This is a genomic window from Photobacterium sp. GB-50 (assembly GCF_003026755.1).
GTDB lineage: Bacteria > Pseudomonadota > Gammaproteobacteria > Enterobacterales > Vibrionaceae > Photobacterium.
Window position 1 is genome coordinate 209,927 of sequence record NZ_PYNX01000004.1, and the last position, 18,940, is coordinate 228,866.

The 18,940-nt window shown below is 38.1% G+C and carries 16 protein-coding genes; 11 read left to right on the forward strand and 5 right to left on the reverse strand.

Features of this window, described 5'->3' with window-relative positions; all coding sequences use genetic code 11:
* Window positions 1-188: 188 nt before the first annotated feature.
* The 4 genes from C9J41_RS08135 to C9J41_RS08150 all read left to right on the forward strand — a co-directional run bounded on the left by C9J41_RS08135 (window position 189) and on the right by C9J41_RS08150 (window position 4,445).
* Window positions 189-920, forward strand: coding sequence for a response regulator (locus C9J41_RS08135; RefSeq protein ID WP_107206985.1), 732 nt, complete (start codon window positions 189-191; stop codon window positions 918-920).
* An 84-nt stretch (window positions 921-1,004) separates the two neighbouring features.
* Window positions 1,005-2,450 (forward strand): ATP-binding protein, encoded by a 1,446-nt coding sequence (locus C9J41_RS08140; RefSeq protein WP_107206984.1) that lies wholly within the window; start codon window positions 1,005-1,007, stop codon window positions 2,448-2,450.
* A 19-nt stretch (window positions 2,451-2,469) separates the two neighbouring features.
* Entirely contained in the window at window positions 2,470-3,747 is a 1,278-nt protein-coding gene (locus C9J41_RS08145) for an ABC transporter substrate-binding protein (protein ID WP_369917491.1), read from the forward strand.
* A 38-nt stretch (window positions 3,748-3,785) separates the two neighbouring features.
* Window positions 3,786-4,445, forward strand: a complete 660-nt coding sequence (locus tag C9J41_RS08150) for an alpha/beta hydrolase (protein ID WP_107206983.1) — start codon at window positions 3,786-3,788, stop codon at window positions 4,443-4,445.
* Between the two features lie 98 nt (window positions 4,446-4,543).
* Here C9J41_RS08150 and C9J41_RS08155 read toward each other — a convergent pair whose 3' ends face one another.
* Entirely contained in the window at window positions 4,544-5,920 is a 1,377-nt protein-coding gene (locus tag C9J41_RS08155; RefSeq protein WP_107246801.1) for an MATE family efflux transporter, read from the reverse strand.
* Between the two features lie 119 nt (window positions 5,921-6,039).
* Between C9J41_RS08155 and C9J41_RS08160 the strand changes: the two genes are divergently transcribed.
* The 6 genes from C9J41_RS08160 (at window position 6,040) to C9J41_RS08185 (ending at window position 12,206) form a co-directional block, all read left to right on the forward strand.
* Window positions 6,040-6,918, forward strand: a complete 879-nt coding sequence (locus C9J41_RS08160) for a LysR family transcriptional regulator (protein WP_107206981.1) — start codon at window positions 6,040-6,042, stop codon at window positions 6,916-6,918.
* A gap of 80 nt (window positions 6,919-6,998) precedes the next feature.
* Entirely contained in the window at window positions 6,999-8,909 is a 1,911-nt protein-coding gene (locus C9J41_RS08165; protein ID WP_107294446.1) for an alkaline phosphatase D family protein, read from the forward strand.
* A 227-nt stretch (window positions 8,910-9,136) separates the two neighbouring features.
* Window positions 9,137-9,475, forward strand: a complete 339-nt coding sequence (locus tag C9J41_RS08170) for a hypothetical protein (protein WP_107259799.1) — start codon at window positions 9,137-9,139, stop codon at window positions 9,473-9,475.
* Window positions 9,476-10,474: 999 nt separating this feature from the next.
* Window positions 10,475-11,263 carry a hypothetical protein gene (locus C9J41_RS08175; RefSeq protein ID WP_107208329.1) on the forward strand — a complete coding sequence of 263 codons (789 nt, stop codon included), beginning with the start codon at window positions 10,475-10,477 and terminating at the stop codon, window positions 11,261-11,263.
* Window positions 11,264-11,353: 90 nt separating this feature from the next.
* Window positions 11,354-11,659, forward strand: coding sequence for a hypothetical protein (locus C9J41_RS08180; protein ID WP_107208330.1), 306 nt, complete (start codon window positions 11,354-11,356; stop codon window positions 11,657-11,659).
* An 82-nt stretch (window positions 11,660-11,741) separates the two neighbouring features.
* Complete coding sequence (locus C9J41_RS08185; RefSeq protein WP_107246790.1) at window positions 11,742-12,206, forward strand: copper resistance protein NlpE; 465 nt, start codon at window positions 11,742-11,744, stop codon at window positions 12,204-12,206.
* A gap of 102 nt (window positions 12,207-12,308) precedes the next feature.
* Here C9J41_RS08185 and C9J41_RS08190 read toward each other — a convergent pair whose 3' ends face one another.
* Window positions 12,309-13,214 (reverse strand): LysR family transcriptional regulator, encoded by a 906-nt coding sequence (locus C9J41_RS08190; RefSeq protein WP_107208332.1) that lies wholly within the window; start codon window positions 13,212-13,214, stop codon window positions 12,309-12,311.
* 179 nt (window positions 13,215-13,393) lie between these two features.
* Here C9J41_RS08190 and C9J41_RS08195 point away from each other — a divergent pair, with 179 nt between their 5' ends.
* The gene (locus tag C9J41_RS08195; protein ID WP_005364252.1) at window positions 13,394-14,650 is read left to right on the forward strand and encodes an adenylosuccinate synthase; all 1,257 of its coding nucleotides are present in this window, start codon (window positions 13,394-13,396) and stop codon (window positions 14,648-14,650) included.
* A gap of 87 nt (window positions 14,651-14,737) precedes the next feature.
* Here the strand turns inward: C9J41_RS08195 and dtpA (C9J41_RS08200) are convergent, their stop codons facing one another.
* The 3 genes from dtpA (C9J41_RS08200) to dtpA (C9J41_RS08210) all read right to left on the reverse strand — a co-directional run bounded on the left by dtpA (C9J41_RS08200) (window position 14,738) and on the right by dtpA (C9J41_RS08210) (window position 18,724).
* Window positions 14,738-16,210, reverse strand: coding sequence for a dipeptide/tripeptide permease DtpA (dtpA, locus tag C9J41_RS08200; protein ID WP_107294447.1), 1,473 nt, complete (start codon window positions 16,208-16,210; stop codon window positions 14,738-14,740).
* Window positions 16,211-16,762: 552 nt separating this feature from the next.
* Window positions 16,763-17,056, reverse strand: coding sequence for a SemiSWEET transporter (locus tag C9J41_RS08205; protein WP_107208334.1), 294 nt, complete (start codon window positions 17,054-17,056; stop codon window positions 16,763-16,765).
* Between the two features lie 189 nt (window positions 17,057-17,245).
* Window positions 17,246-18,724, reverse strand: a complete 1,479-nt coding sequence (gene dtpA / locus C9J41_RS08210; RefSeq protein ID WP_107208335.1) for a dipeptide/tripeptide permease DtpA — start codon at window positions 18,722-18,724, stop codon at window positions 17,246-17,248.
* Window positions 18,725-18,940 lie beyond the last annotated feature (216 nt).

Consider the following 18,940-nt stretch of genomic DNA (forward strand, 5'->3'; position numbering starts at 1 on the left):
CGTTGTAAGGTATTAAATATGTTAACAAGGTACCGATAATGCGTCATGGATAGCGCAAATTGCTGACATTTTTTTTAAATAGTGGTCAAATACACGAAATAGTAAATAGCCTATATTCGCTCTATTTCTCAATGCATTCGCTGATTAAAAGCGAGAAATAGTCTAATGTCGTATGGTGAGCAAAAGACATGAGTATCTCTAAACAAATCCTCGTCGTTGATGATGATAAAGAAATCCGTGAACTACTGGAGGAGTACTTAACCAAGAACGGTTTTGAAGTCCAAACTGCCGCGGAAGGCGAGGAAATGAAACGTTGCCTTGCTGGTGGATATCCAGATTTGATTCTTCTCGATATCATGATGCCTGGTGATGATGGGTTTACCTTATGTCAGCATATTCGCAAAAAGTCAGATGTCCCTATTATTATGTTGACGGCTGTTTCTGAAGAGATGGATCAAATCATAGGACTTGAAATTGGAGCCGATGACTATATCGCCAAACCCTTTAGTCCTAGACAGCTGTTAGCTCGTATTAAAGCGATATTACGTCGTAGCAAAGTGTCAGATAACCAACATTCTAACCCTAGTGCAAAATTTATTAGTTTTTCTAATTGGCGTTTAGATACCACAGCACATCGTTTAGTGAATGTACTTAATAATGAAGCGTTTGAGTTAACAAGTGGTGATTATTCATTGTTGATGCTATTTCTATCGAGACCGAATCAAATTTTAGATCGCGATACTATTTCATGTGCGACTCGAGGAAGAGATGCACAACCGTCAGAGCGTGGTATTGATGTCGCATTAAGTCGTTTACGTAACCGTTTAGGCGACAAAGGTCGTACTCAGCGTTTAATTAAAACCAGTCGTGGTAACGGTTATATATTTACTGCCGATGTTCGTTATAACGACCATGTGTAAAGTTAGCCACATTATAGAGAAATAATATTAAGTGTGGTGATAGCCACACTTTTTTAATATCTTGAGATAGGTAGATATTGAATTATGAAATGGAAATCATTGTGGCCTAAATCATTGGTTTCACGTACTTTATGGTTAACTTTGTTGGCCGTCTTTCTTGCTCAAGTGATCGCAACAGGCATTTGGTACACCCAATCAAAAAAACGAGATTTAGAGGGGTTGCAATCAACATCTGCGAGCATGGCAACCATGTTTGCATCGACAGTGAATTTCTTTCAATCATTGCCGCTAGAATATCGCCATATTGTATTAGAGCAGTTGCGCAATATGGGCGGGACACGGTTTTTTGTATCGTTTAATGATCAAGAAATCAATATTAAGCCAATTAAAAATACTGAACAAAAAGAAATGGCAGTGTCAGTTTTTAAAACGGTGTTACATGAAAAATTACCTACCCTTAGTAATATTCAGGTTGAGTTTTCACGACCAGAAACGCTGCATGTATTAAAAAATGATATTTTGCTGTCAGATCTACCGCGTTCTTGGGTACATAATACGCTAAGTTTAGAGCCACTTAATCCCCCTATTTTAGTGGTGCAAATAGAGCTTGATAAAGGTCAGTGGTTATATATTGCAGCGTTATTGCCTGCCCCTTATATGATGCTAAAAGATGAGATTATTACGCGCCAGCAAATTATATTCCTAACCTTTAGTACCGTTTTATTACTGCTGTTTACTTACATCATGGTAAGACGACAAACACGACCATTAAAACAATTGGCGGATGCTGCTAACGCGTTAAGTCTTGATATTTACCAGCCGCCATTAAAAGAGCAAGGGGCGAGTGAATTAGTGATGGCAACGCAAGCATTTAATCGAATGCAGTTGCGTTTAAGAAAATATATTGAAGATCGTGAACAGCTATTTTCCTCTATATCACATGATTTAAAAACGCCGATTACTCGCTTACGGTTACGTGCAGAATTGATCGATGATGATGAAAAAATTGATAAATTTAATCACGATCTCGATGAACTCGAAATCATGGTGAAAGGGGCGCTACAGTGTGTAAAAGATACCGATTTACATGAGAATTTGGTGACCATTGATGTCGAACTTTTATTAAATAGTATTGCTGAACATCATAATCATAAAGACACCAAAGTTCGTTTACCTCAACACCCTATTTTGCCGATTATGGCAAAACCGTTAGCTTTAAAACGTTGTTTAAGTAACTTAATCGATAATGGTGTGAAATATGGACACAGCGTGACGATAAATGTCATTGATAGTCCAGATAAACTGATCATCACCATTAGTGATAAGGGACAAGGGATCCCTGATACAAAGCTAAAAACGGTATTTGAACCCTATGTTCGCTTAGCGACTGACAATACGGGGCATGGGCTTGGGATGGGAATTTCACGCAATATCGTACGAGCTCATGGTGGTCAGTTAACGATCAAAAACAGTATTAAAGGTGGGTTGTTAGTGACTGTTGTACTTCCTCGGTTATTAAAAAATGCTTAATGTTATTGTCGGATATAAGATGAAAATGAATATCAAGCAATGGCGTCTCTGCGCCTTATTACTGCTTGTTTGTCAGCCAGCTTTTGCAGAAGGGACTGTTGAAGTATTGCATTGGTGGACGTCAAAAGGCGAATCTAAAGCGATTCAAGTTTTAAAAGAGAAAATGGAAACGAAAGGGCATCACTGGAAAGATTTTGCCATTGCCGGTGGTGGTGGCCAAAGTGCGATGACCGTCCTAAAAATGCGGGCAATCTCGGGGAATCCACCCACCGCGGCACAGTTAAAAGGGCAAGATATTCAAGAGTGGGGACGTTTAGGCTTTCTAACATCACTTGATAAAGTTGCAGAACAAGATCATTGGGATAACGTGTTATTACCTGAAGTGCAGCAAATCGTTAATGATCTTCAGTTGATAAAATATGACGGTCATTATGTGGCAGCACCAGTAACTTTACATCGTGTCAATTGGCTATGGATCAATCCACATATATTTAAACTTGCAGGCGCAAAAGTACCCACAACCTTAGCTGAATTTTATGTGGCGGCTGACAAAATCAAAGCGGCAGGTTATATCCCATTAGCTCATGGTGGCGAGTCTTGGCAAGATGCGACTTTGTTCGAAGCGGTGGCGTTAAGCGTACTTGGCGCAAGAGATTATACGAAAGCGTTTGTTGATTTAGATTTAACTGAGCTTAGTAGTGATAAGATGGTTGAGGTGTTCCGTCAGTTCAAAAAGATGCGACAGTATATAGATCCAAATGCAAAAGGGCGTCGTTGGAACCAAGCCACCGAAATGCTCATGCATGACAAAGCCGCAATGCAAATAATGGGAGATTGGGCAAAAGGCGAGTTCACTAGCGAACACAAAATTGCAGGTAAGGATTATTTATGCGTACCTGTACCGGGAACACAAGGTATGTTTTCTTATAATCTTGATACTATTACTTTTTTCAAATTAAAAAGTAATGAAGAAGATGAAATAGCACAACAAGATTTAGCGCAAATACTATTAACCAAGCCATTTCAACGAGCTTTTAGTTTATATAAAGGTTCGATCCCGATCCGTCAGGATGTATCGTTAAAGGGATTTGACTCTTGTTCATTAGCCTCAATGAAAGCATTTAAGGTTGCAGCAAAAAACAATGCGCTTGTCCCCAGTTTTTCGCATAATTTAGCGACATCCAGTGATGTTCAAAGTGCAATCATTGATGTTGTAAGCCGTTTCTTTGATGATCCAAGCGCGGATCCTAAAATGGCAGCTGTTCGCTTATCTCGCGCAGTAAAATCAGCAATGTAACTGCGTGTCTGTATTTGGAAAAGAATAAGGATAGGAAAATGGATTATTTAGCGAGTGTTGAAATAGAACCCAATGTGCCCGCGACAGCCAGTGTTATTTGGTTACATGGTTTAGGCTCTAATGGCCATGATTTTGAGGCTTTGTTACCGCATTTACAGTTAGAAGAAACATCGCCAATACGTTTTATATTTCCTCACTCACCGACGCTGAATGTCACCATTAATGGTAATGCCTTAATGCCAGCATGGTATGACATTATTTCATTAGATACATATCGTAAAATTAATGAAGCACAACTGATGGAATCTGCTCAAAAGGTAATAGATCTTGTCGAACGTGAAATTAGTCGTGGCATTCCTTCTGAACGTATTATTCTTGCGGGATTTTCACAAGGCGGTGCGGTAGTTTATCAAGCAGGATTAAGCTACTCCAAGCCATTAGCGGGAATATTGGCACTATCAACTTATTTCCCAACTGCAGAGGTCATTCAATATAGCGATGTGAATCGTAATATGCCGATTGAAATTATGCATGGCTCTTATGATCCCGTTGTTATTCCTAAATTAGGTGAAATGGCACGAGATGATGTCATTAAGGCGGGATTTAAACCGCACTGGCGTACATATCCCATGGAGCATCAGGTTTGCATGCCTCAAATTGAGGATATTTCAGCATGGATAAAACAAACACTGTCTTAAATCTGACCTTAAATGGATTTAAAGATTTGTAGTGAAAAATAAAACGCATCAGAGCGGTTATCGATCTGATGCGTTTTTATTGCCGATTGCTTTACTTATTAATCGAGCAGGGGAGCTTGATTTTCTAGTGAATCAAGCGGCTTACAACGTTTATTGATATCACGCCAAACAATAACCGCAACAATACAGCTCAATACTATAGTGGATATTGGCATGGTTAACCATACACCAACAACGCCAAGTAATTTTGGTAAGAAATACAAAAACGGTAGTTGTATTAGCATGTTACTAATTGAGATCACTAATGCTTTTGACGCTTGATTCACCGACATAAAGTACATTGTTGCCAAGACAATAAAGCCATCTAAAAATATTGCAAACAGATGTAAACGAATACCTTGGGTCGCCTCTAATGTCAGCGCGCTGTTGCTGCTGTTAAACAAACTGATCAAAGTTGATGGGAAGCTTGTCAGTAACAAGAACCAAGCGATACCTGCAATCACCGTTGTTTTCATGGCTAATATTAACGTTTTTCGGATATTTTGCGGTTGTTTCGCACCGAAGTAGTAACTTACTGGCGGTTGCAAACCTTCACCAATACCTTCTGCTACCAAGTAGTACATCGTCATCATATAGCCGACAATAGCAAAAGCGCCAACGGTTAATTCTGTGCCATATATCATGAATTGATAATTGTGTAGTGCGACAACAAAACTACCATATAGGTACATGATCAGTGCTGATAAGCCTAACACCATGATCTTTTTACTTTCTGATAATGAAAAATCAGGCAGTGAAATTTTTAGTTTTAAAGTTGAGTATTGAGAGCGAAAATAAATCAAGCCACCAACACAGGTAATACCTTGTGCGATCAAAGTCGCAATGGCAGCACCTTTCAATTCCCAACCCATTAATCCTAAAAACACATAATCAAGAAGAATGTTAGTCAGTGCGCCTATTACTAATAACATGGTTGCGATTTTTGGGCTTTCATCATTTCGGATCAACATTGGCATTGCGCCTGCCAATACAGTAATAAAGGCTGCATTACCAAAAGTAGAAACATAGTCTAAAGCAAGGTGCTTAATGTTTTGTTGGGCACCTTGAAGTTGTAAAAAATAGTCGCCAAACAATGTAAACGCAGCAAATGAAAGACAGCTAATAATAAAAGTTAGGATCAAACCGGTATTAAAAGCGCGCTGAGCATTAAGCTCATTTTGTTCACCGCGGGCGATTGAAATTAGCGTCCCGCTGCCAATACCAATCATCAAGCCTAAGCCTGATAATACAAATGTTATCGGCCATGCCATATTAATTGCGGCTAAGCCTTGGTAGCCAACGTAGTGGCCGACAAAGATCCCATCAACAATTTGATAGAGTCCATTAACCATCATTGCTGCAATAGAAGGGATGGTATAACGCCAAAAGTTTTTAGATATATTGCTCGACGACGGCATCGGTTCATTACTGTGCATAAATATTCTCATAAAATGGTCTACCCACAGGCTATTCAGTTGGTGGGAATCGCTGTATTATATCCGTATGTTAGATTGCTCAAAGATATTATATATCTGATTATCGGATGGATTGATTTATGGATTGGACATTAGATCAACTCAATGCTTTTGTTATTTCAGTACAACAAGGCTCTTTTTCGGCAGCCGCTCGGCGGTTAGGAAAAGCACAGTCACGGATCAGTACTGCAATTAGTAACTTAGAAGCAGATTTAGGGTTTGAATTATTCGATCGAAGTGCCAGATTACCAATCCTGACCCCTGAAGGTCAGCAAATGTATGAAGAAGCAAAGGTCGTATTAGCCCAATGTGAACGGTTACAATCTCGGGCATTGACGTTAACGCAAGGTGAAGAAGTTACCCTGACCATCGCAATGGATGAAGCATCACCATTAACCGCTTTTGAAGATTTCTTTCAACGTATTTCTGAGACATTTCCATTGGTGAAATTAACCATTATTAATGGCTCGAAAGATGATATAGCAAGCCGTGTAGATGAAAAAATGGCGGATATTGGCATATTATTTTTCAGTAAAACTTTGCCGAGTAGTTTAGAATTTACACCAATTTGTGAATTTAATTCATCATTAATTGTGGGGAAAAATCATTCATTAGCACAAATTTCAGCACCCACAGTGCAGCAATTAAGCCAGCACCGTCAACTATTAATTTGCGATCGAAGTGGACGCCACCACAGTGAAGCGTTATCCGCAAATTATTGGCAAATTGACAGCTACTATTCAATCACCTCGTTTGTATTGAGAAATATGGGCTGGGCATTTGTGCCTGATCATGTTTTTACATATGACTTTTTCTCCGAAGGGGTTGTAAAACTGTCGATGGAAAATATTCCCGCTTCGCAATGGATTGAAATGGGTGTTGTTAAACGCCGTGATCGAGCGACAGGGCCCGTTATAAAATGGATTCAGCAAGAACTAAAGAAAATGTTTACTCAATAGATTAAGTTTGATTATCTATTGTTGTTTTGATGGTATCGCAGTGAATGACACTGAATTATTACGCGCGAGTTGAGAAGTAAATGTCTAAAGAAGCACCAGCATCATCCTTACCACTTATTATTGCCGGTCCTATTTTACGGAAAGCGACAGCAACGCAATTAGTACTATGGTTTGTGACCACGGAACGATTGGATGCTACTTTTTACTTATATCAACAAGGTGATGATAATCCTTGCTACCAAGCCATTATTGCAGATGAACATCAAATTCAAATTGGTAAACATGCATGGGTTGTACTCGCACAGTTTGAAGGTGAATTTGCAGTTAATACTCCACTTGCTTACCAGCTTGATACCCAGCAAGGGCTTTTAACCGATTTAATTCCGTCATTAACCTACGATAATGAATCCATGATCAACATAGTGATCAACACTAGAGCCGATTATGTGTTACATGGTTCTTGTCGTAACCCTCATTATCCAAGCAAAGACAGCTTAGTGGTAGCAGATAGTAAAGTGGCTGAGCAACCCATTCTTGAACGCCCAAGTTTATTAATGATGAGTGGCGATCAAATTTACGCAGATCATGTTGCAGGTCCAACACTTGATGCGATTGAACAAGTGATCCAATTGCTAGGTTTACCTTCTGAAACGTTTGAACAGACTAGCATTGCAGATACAGAAGCCTTGTATCAGAGTCCTTATCATTTATATGGACGAGATAAATTATTACCAACGTATATTGATACTCAAACATGGTTAGGTAAATTATTGCCTGATCGTGTTGTGCCTATCTTTAGCTCGCGAGAATGTGAAAATCATCTGATCAGTTTTAGTGAATATTTTGCGATGTATTTGCTGGTATGGTCACCAACATTGTGGGATTGGGTTGATCGTAAACGGTTAGAGAAACAGAATTTCACCTGTGGTGGGGTCCAAATTGCGCCTAAATGGCAGCAACAATGGCATCAAGAAAGCCATATTATGGATGATTTTGTTCAAGGTCTACCGCAAGTTCAGCGTTTGTTTGCACATATTCCGACGTATATGATTTTCGATGATCATGATGTGACGGATGATTATATGCTTAATCGTCGCTGGGAAACTGCAGCGTTTAATAACTTATTTTCACGCCGAATTATTGGTAATGCACTCATGAGTTACTGGCTATGTCAGGCGTGGGGCAATGCTCCCGAGAAATTTGAACAGCCGTTCCTTGATGACGCCAAGCGCTACTTTGCTGAGCCCTGTAATCAAACACAAGATGCATTTATTGCGCGGTTAAATCAGTTTGAGCAGTGGCACTATACCATTTCAACCACACCTAAAATGGTGGTATTAGATACGCGTACTCGACGTTGGCGTTCAGAATCGAATGATAACCGTCCATCAGGGTTAATGGATTGGGAAGCCATGATTGAGTTTCAGCAGGAATTATTACATGAACCAGCGGTGATTATTGTCTCTGCCGCACCAATGTTCGGTGTAAAGTTTATTGAAACATTGCAACGAATGATGACATGGATAGGGCAACCGTTGCTTGTTGATGCAGAAAACTGGATGGCGCATCCGGGCTCTGCCAATACGCTATTGAGTATTTTTACCCATACCAAAACACCGACTCAATTTATTATTTTATCTGGTGATGTTCATTATTCTTTTGCTTATGACATAACGCTTCGTAACCACAAAGGTAAATTTCATATTTATCAGATCACGTGTAGTGGTTTAAAAAATGAATTCCCTAATCGGTTATTACGCTTTTGTGATGCAATGGATAGAGCATTATATAGTCCTCATTCCCCGTTAAACTGGTTTACCAAGCGTAAGAAATTGCTGATTGAAAAGCGTGATCCTGATATTACAGGCGCGCACAGATTGGTGAATCGAAGTGCAATAGGAGAGTTATATCTTGCATCAGATGGTACGCCTAAAGTGATAGAAATTTTAACTGCTGAAGGTGAAACTATCCATTTCCCAGTAAAAAAGTAAGGGTTATGTCAAACTGTGTTAACTGGGTGTCATTATTTTTTATCCTTGTTATAACAATGGGTTAAAGTACTGATGCTGATTATTTTTGAGTGTTTATTCATTTGTTTTCATTTTTTATAAGATTCTAGACATAAAATAGCTTAATTTGAGGGGCCTAAAATGCTAAATTGTAAGGCATTGCTCAAAGAGAGTTTGTTATAGGGTTAGGTATTTTGAGAAAACGATTGATGAGCCAGTTATACAATGAAAAGGTATTTGTTGCCTTTTTGTTTTTATCTTTTGCAGGTTTGGCTGGGGCTCTTTTTTTTGTTGCTGAAAAGACTTATGACATTGATTCTGTTGCTGGTGAAGTAACAGAAACGTTCTCAAAGTTTGAAACTGAAGAGCGAGAATTAGTTTTAAAAGTTATACCAGAAGACAGTGAAAAAGCAGTGAATGTTCCTATCAAGTCGAGTGTTTTTTGTCCGGTTGGTTCTGATGTTATACTGTTTAAAAAAGAATGTAAGTTATTCGGAGCTACAGAATATGAGCTTATTTCATGTGGTTGTGATATTAATACTTATTAATATTAAATAAAGTAATAACTATTTATTTACATTGGAAAATTAATCTCTATTCATTCTATTCTCAAAGGTAAAGTCTTTTACTCATTATCATAGCTTATAAAATTAAAACATAGTTATTACTTACATATTATGCACCTGAATGATGGATATCAAAACATATAAAAAGGAATATGTTAATTAGTTAATAAAAGATGGTGTAGAAATGTTCGCAGTACAGGTTAATTACTTTTAAGGTACTACAACTTTTTCATTATTACTATTAGTATCACAAGCAATATGGATTATACGTTTTGATGTATTAGTACTTAAGAATAAGATTCCTAGGTAATCAGAAACTGAATATATAGAACAATTATTATTGTTGGTTAACGCATTTTGCTACGCTTATATCGGGTGTGTTAGCCGATATCACCGCTGTGTTTCTGTGCTCGTCTCCGCCTTTTTTACATGTATGTTTATCTGTGAATTAGGTTCATTTTTTGATTAATATATTCATCATAGTTTTTGGATCGCATCTGCCTTAATCGTCGTTATTTCCGCAATAGGGTATGCACTAACGGATAGAAAAAACACACTATTAAATTTAGAGTTTTTTTGATAAATAATAGCTTCTCATTACATTGTTTAGGTCTTGAAATATTATTTGTCTTTTCTGTTTATTTTTAATGGGCAGTTTTTCTTAGGCAATGGGTGATTATTATATAAGGGTTGTGAAAAGTATAGAATAATAAATGTATTCAAAATTGACATGGTTGTTATTAATATATTGAATATTTCAATTAATGAGAAATTCTACCTATTTAGAAAAAGAATGGAAAATAATGTTATATTATTTTCCATTTTTCATATTTTCCATCTTGAATTAAAAGAGATTTAATACCTAAAAGTAATAAATTGACCTATTATTGACTTGGAAATGACGTCATTAAGACATAGGTTTATCTAGTAGATAGATACTGTCAGGGTCATATTAAAACAGTATTCGTTACAGGGGTTTGTATGAAAAAAACAATTATCGCGATGACTATTGCAGGTTTATTTTTAGTTGGTTGTGATCAGGCAAAACAAAATACAGCTACAGATAGTACATCTGCTGCCCAACATTCAACCGTTGAAATGAAAGATAAAGTGACGGAACAATCAGGTACGGCGTTAGATGCAACTAAAAATACGGTGTCCGATGCTGCTGACGTAGTCAAAGATCAAACCAACAAAATGGTTGATAAAGCGGCTGAATTAAGTGATTCAGCGGTTACAAAAGCGTCGGAGATGACAGATGCTGTAAAAGAGAAAACAACTGACATGGTTAATAAATCAAAGCAAGTTGTTGATGATTCTGTTGATTCTATGAAAGAAAAAGCATCTGAATTGAAAACCTCTTTAACAAATTCATCAGCCGATGAAAAGACTTCTGCGGCAGTTGCAGAAATGAATAGTTCAGTATCAGAAGTAAAAGATACTGTTGCTGATGATTCAAAAGCGTTAATAGATGTGACAAAAGAAAAAGCAACTGAAGCGTCTGATGCGGTCAATAAAGCTGAAGATTCCGCGGATCATTCAATGGATGAAATGAAACATTCAGCGACAGAAATGAAAGATGCTGCAGTGGATAAAACAGCAGTGACAGAAGATAACGTAAAAAATGCCGCAAATGATGCAATGAAGTCTGTCGATGATTCAGCTCAAGCTGCGCAAAAAAAAGCCGCTGAAATGACCGATTCTGCTGTTGATAAAACAGAAAATGCTGCTGATGATTTAGAGAAAAAAGCATCAGATTTACTAAATTAAGCGTCCTAAAATTTCGAATATTATAGCAAGATACCGTGAAACTCTCAGTTGCGAGTTTCAAGGTATCTTGTTTTTTCTAAGGAGATTAAGATGAAAAAAACATTATTAGTTGCTGCAATTCTCGGTTTAGCACTTGTTGGCTGTGACCAAAGCACAGATAAAACCGCGACAGATATGCAAAACAAGGCATCAGATACCGCAACACAAGTGATTGATTCAACCAAAGCAGTTGCCAATGATGCTGTTGATGCCACAAAGCAAGCGGCTGACGATACAGCAAAAGCGGCGAATGATGTTGCAGATAAAGCAGTTGATGCCACAAAAGAGATGGCAGATGATGCAGGCAAAGCTGCGGACAATATGAAAGACGCAGTTAAGGATGCAACTGCTGAGTAATTGATAACATAGTTTATTATGGTGTTCTGTTTTATGACGTGTACATATCCATAATATTTTGTGTTATTTCAAGGAGATTAAGATGAAAAAAACACTTTTAGCTACAGCCCTTCTTGGTTTAGTACTTGTGGGTTGTGATCAAGCTTCAGATAAAACGTCATCAACGGCATCTGCGGCGAATGATCAAGTTACAGAATTATCACAGGCTGCTGATAATGCGAAGAACTCACTTGATTGGATGGGGGAATATACAGGTATTGAGCCTTGTGCTGATTGTTCTGGAATTGAAACAAGCTTAACGCTAAAAGACAATGGCACTTACATTTTAGATCAAACTTATCAAGATAAAGAAACCAAACCTTTAACTACAGAAGGTAAGTTTGACTGGAATGATAAAGGCGATACGATCACCTTGAATTTAGGTGGTGGTCAAACAGCTCAGTATTTCGTGGGTGAACAACGTATCTTCCATTTAGATAAAGATGGTAAGCGTGTCCAAGGTGATCTTGCTGATGCGTATACATTAAAAAAACAAGATCACAAATAACTCATTATGCTCGGAACACTTTGTTGTTAGCATATATATTAAGCCCTGATCACAGGGCTTAATTATATCTAGTGCTAGGATAGGCGATGAAGATCGCGAGTACTACTGAGAGCGTTGGATTTCATCATCTACCCAGCGTAAGAGTTGCTTAATCGCTCGTGAAAGCACTTGGTTTTGACGCACGATATATCCCAAACTGGTTGTCGGGAAATCAGGCAGTGGTGTTATTTGTGTTTGTAAGTGTGGTTTTGAATGTAAAGAAAAACTCGGTACTATTGCGACACCAAATCCCGCTTCCGCCCAATCAATCTGCGCATCTACACTGCCTACTTCCATTACATGGTATTTTTTTAATTTTAATAAAGGCAATGCCATATCAATTAATTCACGGGTTCGGGTATCGTGGCCGAGCAAAATCAAGGTGGGTTCTTCTGCTGCGAGAGGTTCGGCTGGGATGATTTGTGAAGGGTTAGCCGACAATGCCTGCCAGCGTGATAAGCCATTACCTAATGCGCACCATTTAACTTGTCGTAATTCAGTAAAATGCAGTGGTTGACTCTCTTTCTGTGCAATAACGAACCCAAGATCCGCCTTCGCGCTTTTGACTAACTCGGTTGCTTGAGATGAAGTGGTATTAAAAAGAGACAGATCAATCCCTGGATATTCTTTCTTGAAAGACTGAAAAGGGCTAATTAATAACAAACGAGAAATAATATCACTGGCTGCTATGGTTAAAGTACCGCGATTAAGCTCATTGATAGCGTTCAGATCGGCCTGACAAATTTGCAGTTCCATTAAAGTATTTTCTGCACTTTGTAACAGACGTTCACCGGCTTGAGTTAAACGAAAAGGGTTACGCTCAATTAACTTAACCCGCGTGGTTTGTTCTAATTGCTTGAGATGAAGGCTTACATTAGGTTGCGTCATATGTAGCGCAGCTGCAGTTTTACCAAAGTGCTGGTGCTTTGCCAAAGCGACAAAGGTATTGAGCCAGTGGATATCAATCATATTAGCAATGATTTCCTAAGCAGTAGATGATATTTATTATCATACATAACATATTGAGTAGAGAAGATTAACCATACTCCATATATGATATTCTTATCAAGTTAATAACGATTATTAATTATTCTTATTGACTAGATGAGCATAGGATAGGTGTCATTGCTTTTGAGGAGATTTAAATTATGTCGTCTATTGTTGTTGTTGGTGCTAACTGGGGTGATGAAGGTAAAGGTCGTATTGTTGATTATTTAGCAGACCAAGCTTCAGCAAGTATCCGTTTCCAAGGTGGTAATAACGCAGGTCACACTGTTGTTAACGATTTTGGTACGTTCAAATTGCACCAATTACCTAGCGGCGTATTTAATCCTGATTGTATTGCTGTGTTAGGCCCTGGCATGGTGATCAGCCCTGAAAAACTGTCTTTAGAAATCGAAGAAGTAGCAACATCAGGTGTTGAAGTGAAACTTTGCATCTCAGATCGTGCAACATTATGTCTACCGCTTCACGCACTGGAAGATACCTTAGAAGAACAACGTCTAGGTGATGGTGCTTACGGTTCAACACGTCAAGGTATCGCACCTGCATACGGCGATCGTGTAATGAAAAAAGGTATTCTTGTTGGTTGGTTAAAACAACCTGCAGTGTTACGTGAACGTATTCAATTCATGATGGATTGGAAACTTCCTCAACTTAAAGCGCTATACCCATCATTTGAATTCACCCAAACAGCAGAAGAAATGACAGAGTGGCTATTAGAGGTTTCTCAACCTTGGCGTGACAGTATTTGTAACGTAACAGAGCCACTTAAAGCACTACAAAAAGAAGACAAAACGTTGTTGTTTGAAGCACAACTGGGTGCGGGTCGTGACTTAGTTTACGGTGAATACCCATGGACAACATCTTCTAACGTAACTGCAGCTTACGCTGGTATTGGTAGTGGTTTACCTGCTCTTCATCCTGAGCGTGTTATTGCAGTAGCAAAAGCATTCAGCTCTTCAGTAGGTACGGGTACGTTGATCACTGCAATGGAAGATCAAGATCAATTCCGTGAAGATGCAAAAGAATTCGGTGCAACAACCGGTCGCCCACGTGATATGGGTTACTTCGATGCAGTGGCTACTCGTAACGGTGTTGAACTACAAGCAGCAACTGAAATTGCACTAACTAAGATCGACTGTCTAACAGGTATGAAAGATCTGAAAATCTGTGTGGCTTACAACGGTGAGCATACTGAAAACCCAATTTGGCCTCAAACTGCATCACTAACGGCTGTATACGAGCAAATGACTGGTTGGGAAGAAGATATTACAGGTTGTCGTACATTTGAATCGCTACCTAAAGGTGCACAAGAGTACGTACTTCGTATTGAAGAGCTAATGGGCGTGCCAGTTAAAATGGTTTCTGTTGGTCCTGAGCGTGATCAAATGATCCTTCGCTAATATACGTTCAAAGTAAAAAATAAAAACAGCGGTCGTGTTAATTATTAACACGACCGCTGTTGTATTTGTTATTCTAAGCCGCCGCTGTTACTGTTTTTTTTCTGTTGTATCTTTTGCATAAATAATACGCGTTAATTTAGGCGCAATAAGTAATGTAATCAGAGCTATTGCGGCTGTACCAACACCAATTTCATTAAACACTTTGCTATATATGATAAGTGTCTGATGTGGGTCATCAATATTACTCGGTACTGCTGTTAATGATGCTACCCAGCCACCGATAACAGCCGCTGTTGCAGAGGTTAAGAACCACATTCCCATAGCAAAGCCCATCATACGTTGTGGTACAAGCTGTGCCACCATGGCTAAACCTAGACCTGATACCAATAATTCACCAATAGACTGGAATAGGTAAGAGACCACTAACCAACCAGAATTAATAATGCTTTGGCTATTTGCAAACTTAGCACCTACTGGAAGGACTAAGAAAGCAAGGCTACATAGCACCATACCGAATGCAAATTTGAACGGCATTGAAAAGCGTTCGCCTAGCTTATTGTAAAGAATCGCTAATAGTGGGCTTGCAAGCATAATCCACATTGGGTTTAGTGCTTGGAATTGTTCTGGAGCAACGGATATTCCGAAGATGTTATGTTCAACATTGTGAATGGCGAAGAAGTTCAATGATGTCGGCATCTGGAAGTAAAGTACGAAGAACACAACTCCCTGAAGCATAAGTACAAAAGCAACGAGCATTTTTGCTCGTTCGTTGCCTGATGTTGAAAAAGCTTCTTTAAAATACAGTGAAACAATAGCAATACCTGCAACGACTAGAATGGCATGTGCGTAAAATAAATGCTGAAGCAAGAATGAACTCACAAAGCTTAAAGCGACTGTACCAATAACAACACATAAAAAGTAAAAGCTATTCATGGGTTTCATATCAGCTGGGGAGCCAACATCTTGAACGGTTTTTTTGCTCACAATAAAGTTTGCAATGGTAATGATTAAACCAATAGCACTCACTGAAAACGCAAAGTTATAACCGAATTTGTCAGCAATCCATGGTGTTAAAAGCATTGAAAAGAACGAGCCTAAGTTAATCGCCATGTAATACATGGTAAAAGCACCATCTAAGCGAGGGTCATTTTCACCGTATACTTTCGCCAGTAAGCTTGAAGGGTTAGCTTTAAATAAACCATTACCCATAGCAATGAAACCCATCGCGATATAAATCATAGATGGGCTACCATTACCGTGACTCGCTGAAAGACCAAGTAATGCATAACCTATTGTCAGGACGATTGCACCAAGCGTAATTGTACGTTTGGTTCCTAAAACTTTATCACCAACCCAACCGCCAAGCGCTACTGAACCATATATCAATGCTGTAAAGGCACCAAATAATGTAAAGGAAGCAGACTCTGGCATATTAAGAATTTTGACCATATAAACAGTCAAAATTGCATTCATTCCATAAAAGCCAAAGCGTTCCCAAAATTCGATGGAGAATATCAAATAGAAGGGTTTTGGTTGTTTAAATATATTAACGTCAGACATTACATTCCTTAGTTTACATTGTTGTTTTTTTGTATCTTTGTTGTGATAAGGTTGCATTCTTGACGAAGCTACTATTTTGAATAGTCATCAGCAATTGGGTAAATATAAGTTATTATTTTTGGTTGATTGCAATTAATGGCTTTATGTTTTTTATTTATAACATAAAAACAATAGGTTACATTTATAATGGTCAACTTTTTTATTGTTAAAATATAATAGAGAAAAAAGTTATAAATATCGAGTGACTGAAAAATATAAATTACACAGTGTTTAATAGGTTGTGTATTACTTAAAATTGCACCAAAAATGAATAAATATAAAACTTTGTTTTATATTGGGAGCGATGCGTAAGAGGGGGGGAGGTAATAGGTTTATATAGGTTTAAAAAAAGCAGAGTGATTTACGAATTAATGATAGCGAAGTAGCTAATATGCAATATTGAGATGGCCTTTGTTATCACAATAAATGAGCGTGTTAATTATCAACTCGCCCATTTTCTTTAAACTAATGAAAAGAAGGGAAGATATTCCATTCTTTCATTTTTATGAATACCTAGAAGGTGATACCTGCCTTCATTACTATGCCTACCATCATGGCAAAGTAAGCGAGAAATCCTAAAAAATTACCAACCCAAATTGTCGGGTTTTTATGGTAGAGACCATAAATAAACCAGAGCAAAGAAATAAGCGCATACATAGACCAGGTGGTTAACGATAAACCATGGGCATGATTGGGATGGGATATAAAAAGCTTATATAACTGAGGCAATGTTGCAATTGGGCTTACTAACCCCATAAACAACATGAGCGGTTCAAGTTTCTTCCCTAAACTCTCCAACAGCGACATATGAATTAAACTCCTAAACAACTAATAATAAATAATATTTTTAAAAGTTTAGCTATATTGCTGATAAAATGCTAAAAATATACCCAAGTAATTTCAAACTACAAGGCCTATCGTATTATCAAAACCTGTTGTTTGAAGCTGCTTGGGTACATTGTTCAAATTTTCGTTAAAAGAAATCGCTAGAAAATATTATGCTGCAGCAGTTTCTTCTGTTGTCTCTTTAGCGTAGATCACGCGTGTTAGTTTTGGCGCAATAATTAGGGTAAGTAGAGCAATCGCGGCAGTAACATAGCCAATCACCCCAAAGACATGGCTATAAATGGCTAATGTTTGTTGTGGATCCACAATCTTGCTTGAATCTGTTGTTAGTGTTGCTACCCAGCCAGCAAGAACCGCAGCCGTTGCTGATGTTAAGAACCACATACCCATCGCAAATCCCATCATACGTTGAGGAACAAGCTGAGCGACCATCGCTAATCCAAGACCAGATACTAGCAGCTCACCAATAGATTGGAAGAAGTAAGATAACACTAACCAGTTAGAGCTGATAACACTTTGGCTATTGGCAAAGTGCGAACCAAAAGTCAGTACTAAGAAAGAAAAGCTACATAGCACCATGCCGAGTGCAAATTTGAACGGCATAGAGAAACGATCACCAAACTTATTATAAATAATGGCAAGAACAGGGCTAGCAATCATGATCCATAGTGGATTCAGCGCTTGAAATTGTTCTGGCGCAACACTAATACCAAACAGATCATGAGAGATATTATGGATAGCAAAGAAATTAAGCGAGGTTGGCATTTGGAAATACAGTACAAAGAAAACAATGCCCTGTAACATTAATAAAAATGCCACCAACATTTTAGCGCGTTCAATACCAGATGTTTTTAATGCTTCTTTGAAATACAACGCAACAATAGTGATTCCCACTACCACCAAAATAGCGTGTGCGTAGAATAAATGTTGTAGCAAAAAAGCACTGACGAAGCTCAGCACAATTGCACCGACTAATACACTAATATAATGCACAACATTAACAGGCTTCATATCAGGTTTTGAACCAACGTTTTTCACGGTAGAGTGACTGATTATAAAATTCACAATCGTGATCACCAAGCCGATAGCACTGACGGAAAACGCCAAATCATAGCCAAATTTTTCTGCAATCCAAGGTGTTAATAGCATTGAGAAAAAAGAGCCTAAATTTATCGCCATATAATACAAGGTAAAGGCACCGTCTAAACGGGGATCATTCTCGCCATAAACTTTGGCTAATAAACTTGAAGGGTTCGCTTTAAATAAACCATTACCCATAGTAATAAAGCCCATCGCCATGTAAATCAGCATTGGACTGCTATTTTCATGGCTGGCTGAAAGCCCAAGAAAAACATAACCCGCAGTAAGAATAATGGCACCCAGTGTGATGGTACGCTTGGTTCCTAATACTTTATCACCCACCCAGCCGCCAATCGCGACAGATCCATACACCAGTGCTGAAAAGGCACCAAATAAAGTAAATGACGCAGATTCCGACATACCAAGAATTTTAACCATATACACAGTTAAAATCGCTTGCATACCATAAAAGCCAAAGCGTTCCCAAAATTCAATTGAAAATATTAAATAGAAAGGTTTTGGTTGTTTAAATATATTTACTTCGGACATTGCGTACCCTTAAATTTTATAATTATTTTATTTTCTGTATTTTTAGCTATTCAGTGTTAGAAAAAGACACCTATTTGAAAAAGTACTAGTATTATCCGTCATCAGCAATTACCTAAATATAAGTTGTTAATTTTGGTTGATTGCATTTAGTTGTCACTATTTTTTATGTGTAGTTAAAACAGTGGCTTGCGTTAGTTTTTTAGCTGCAATCTTATT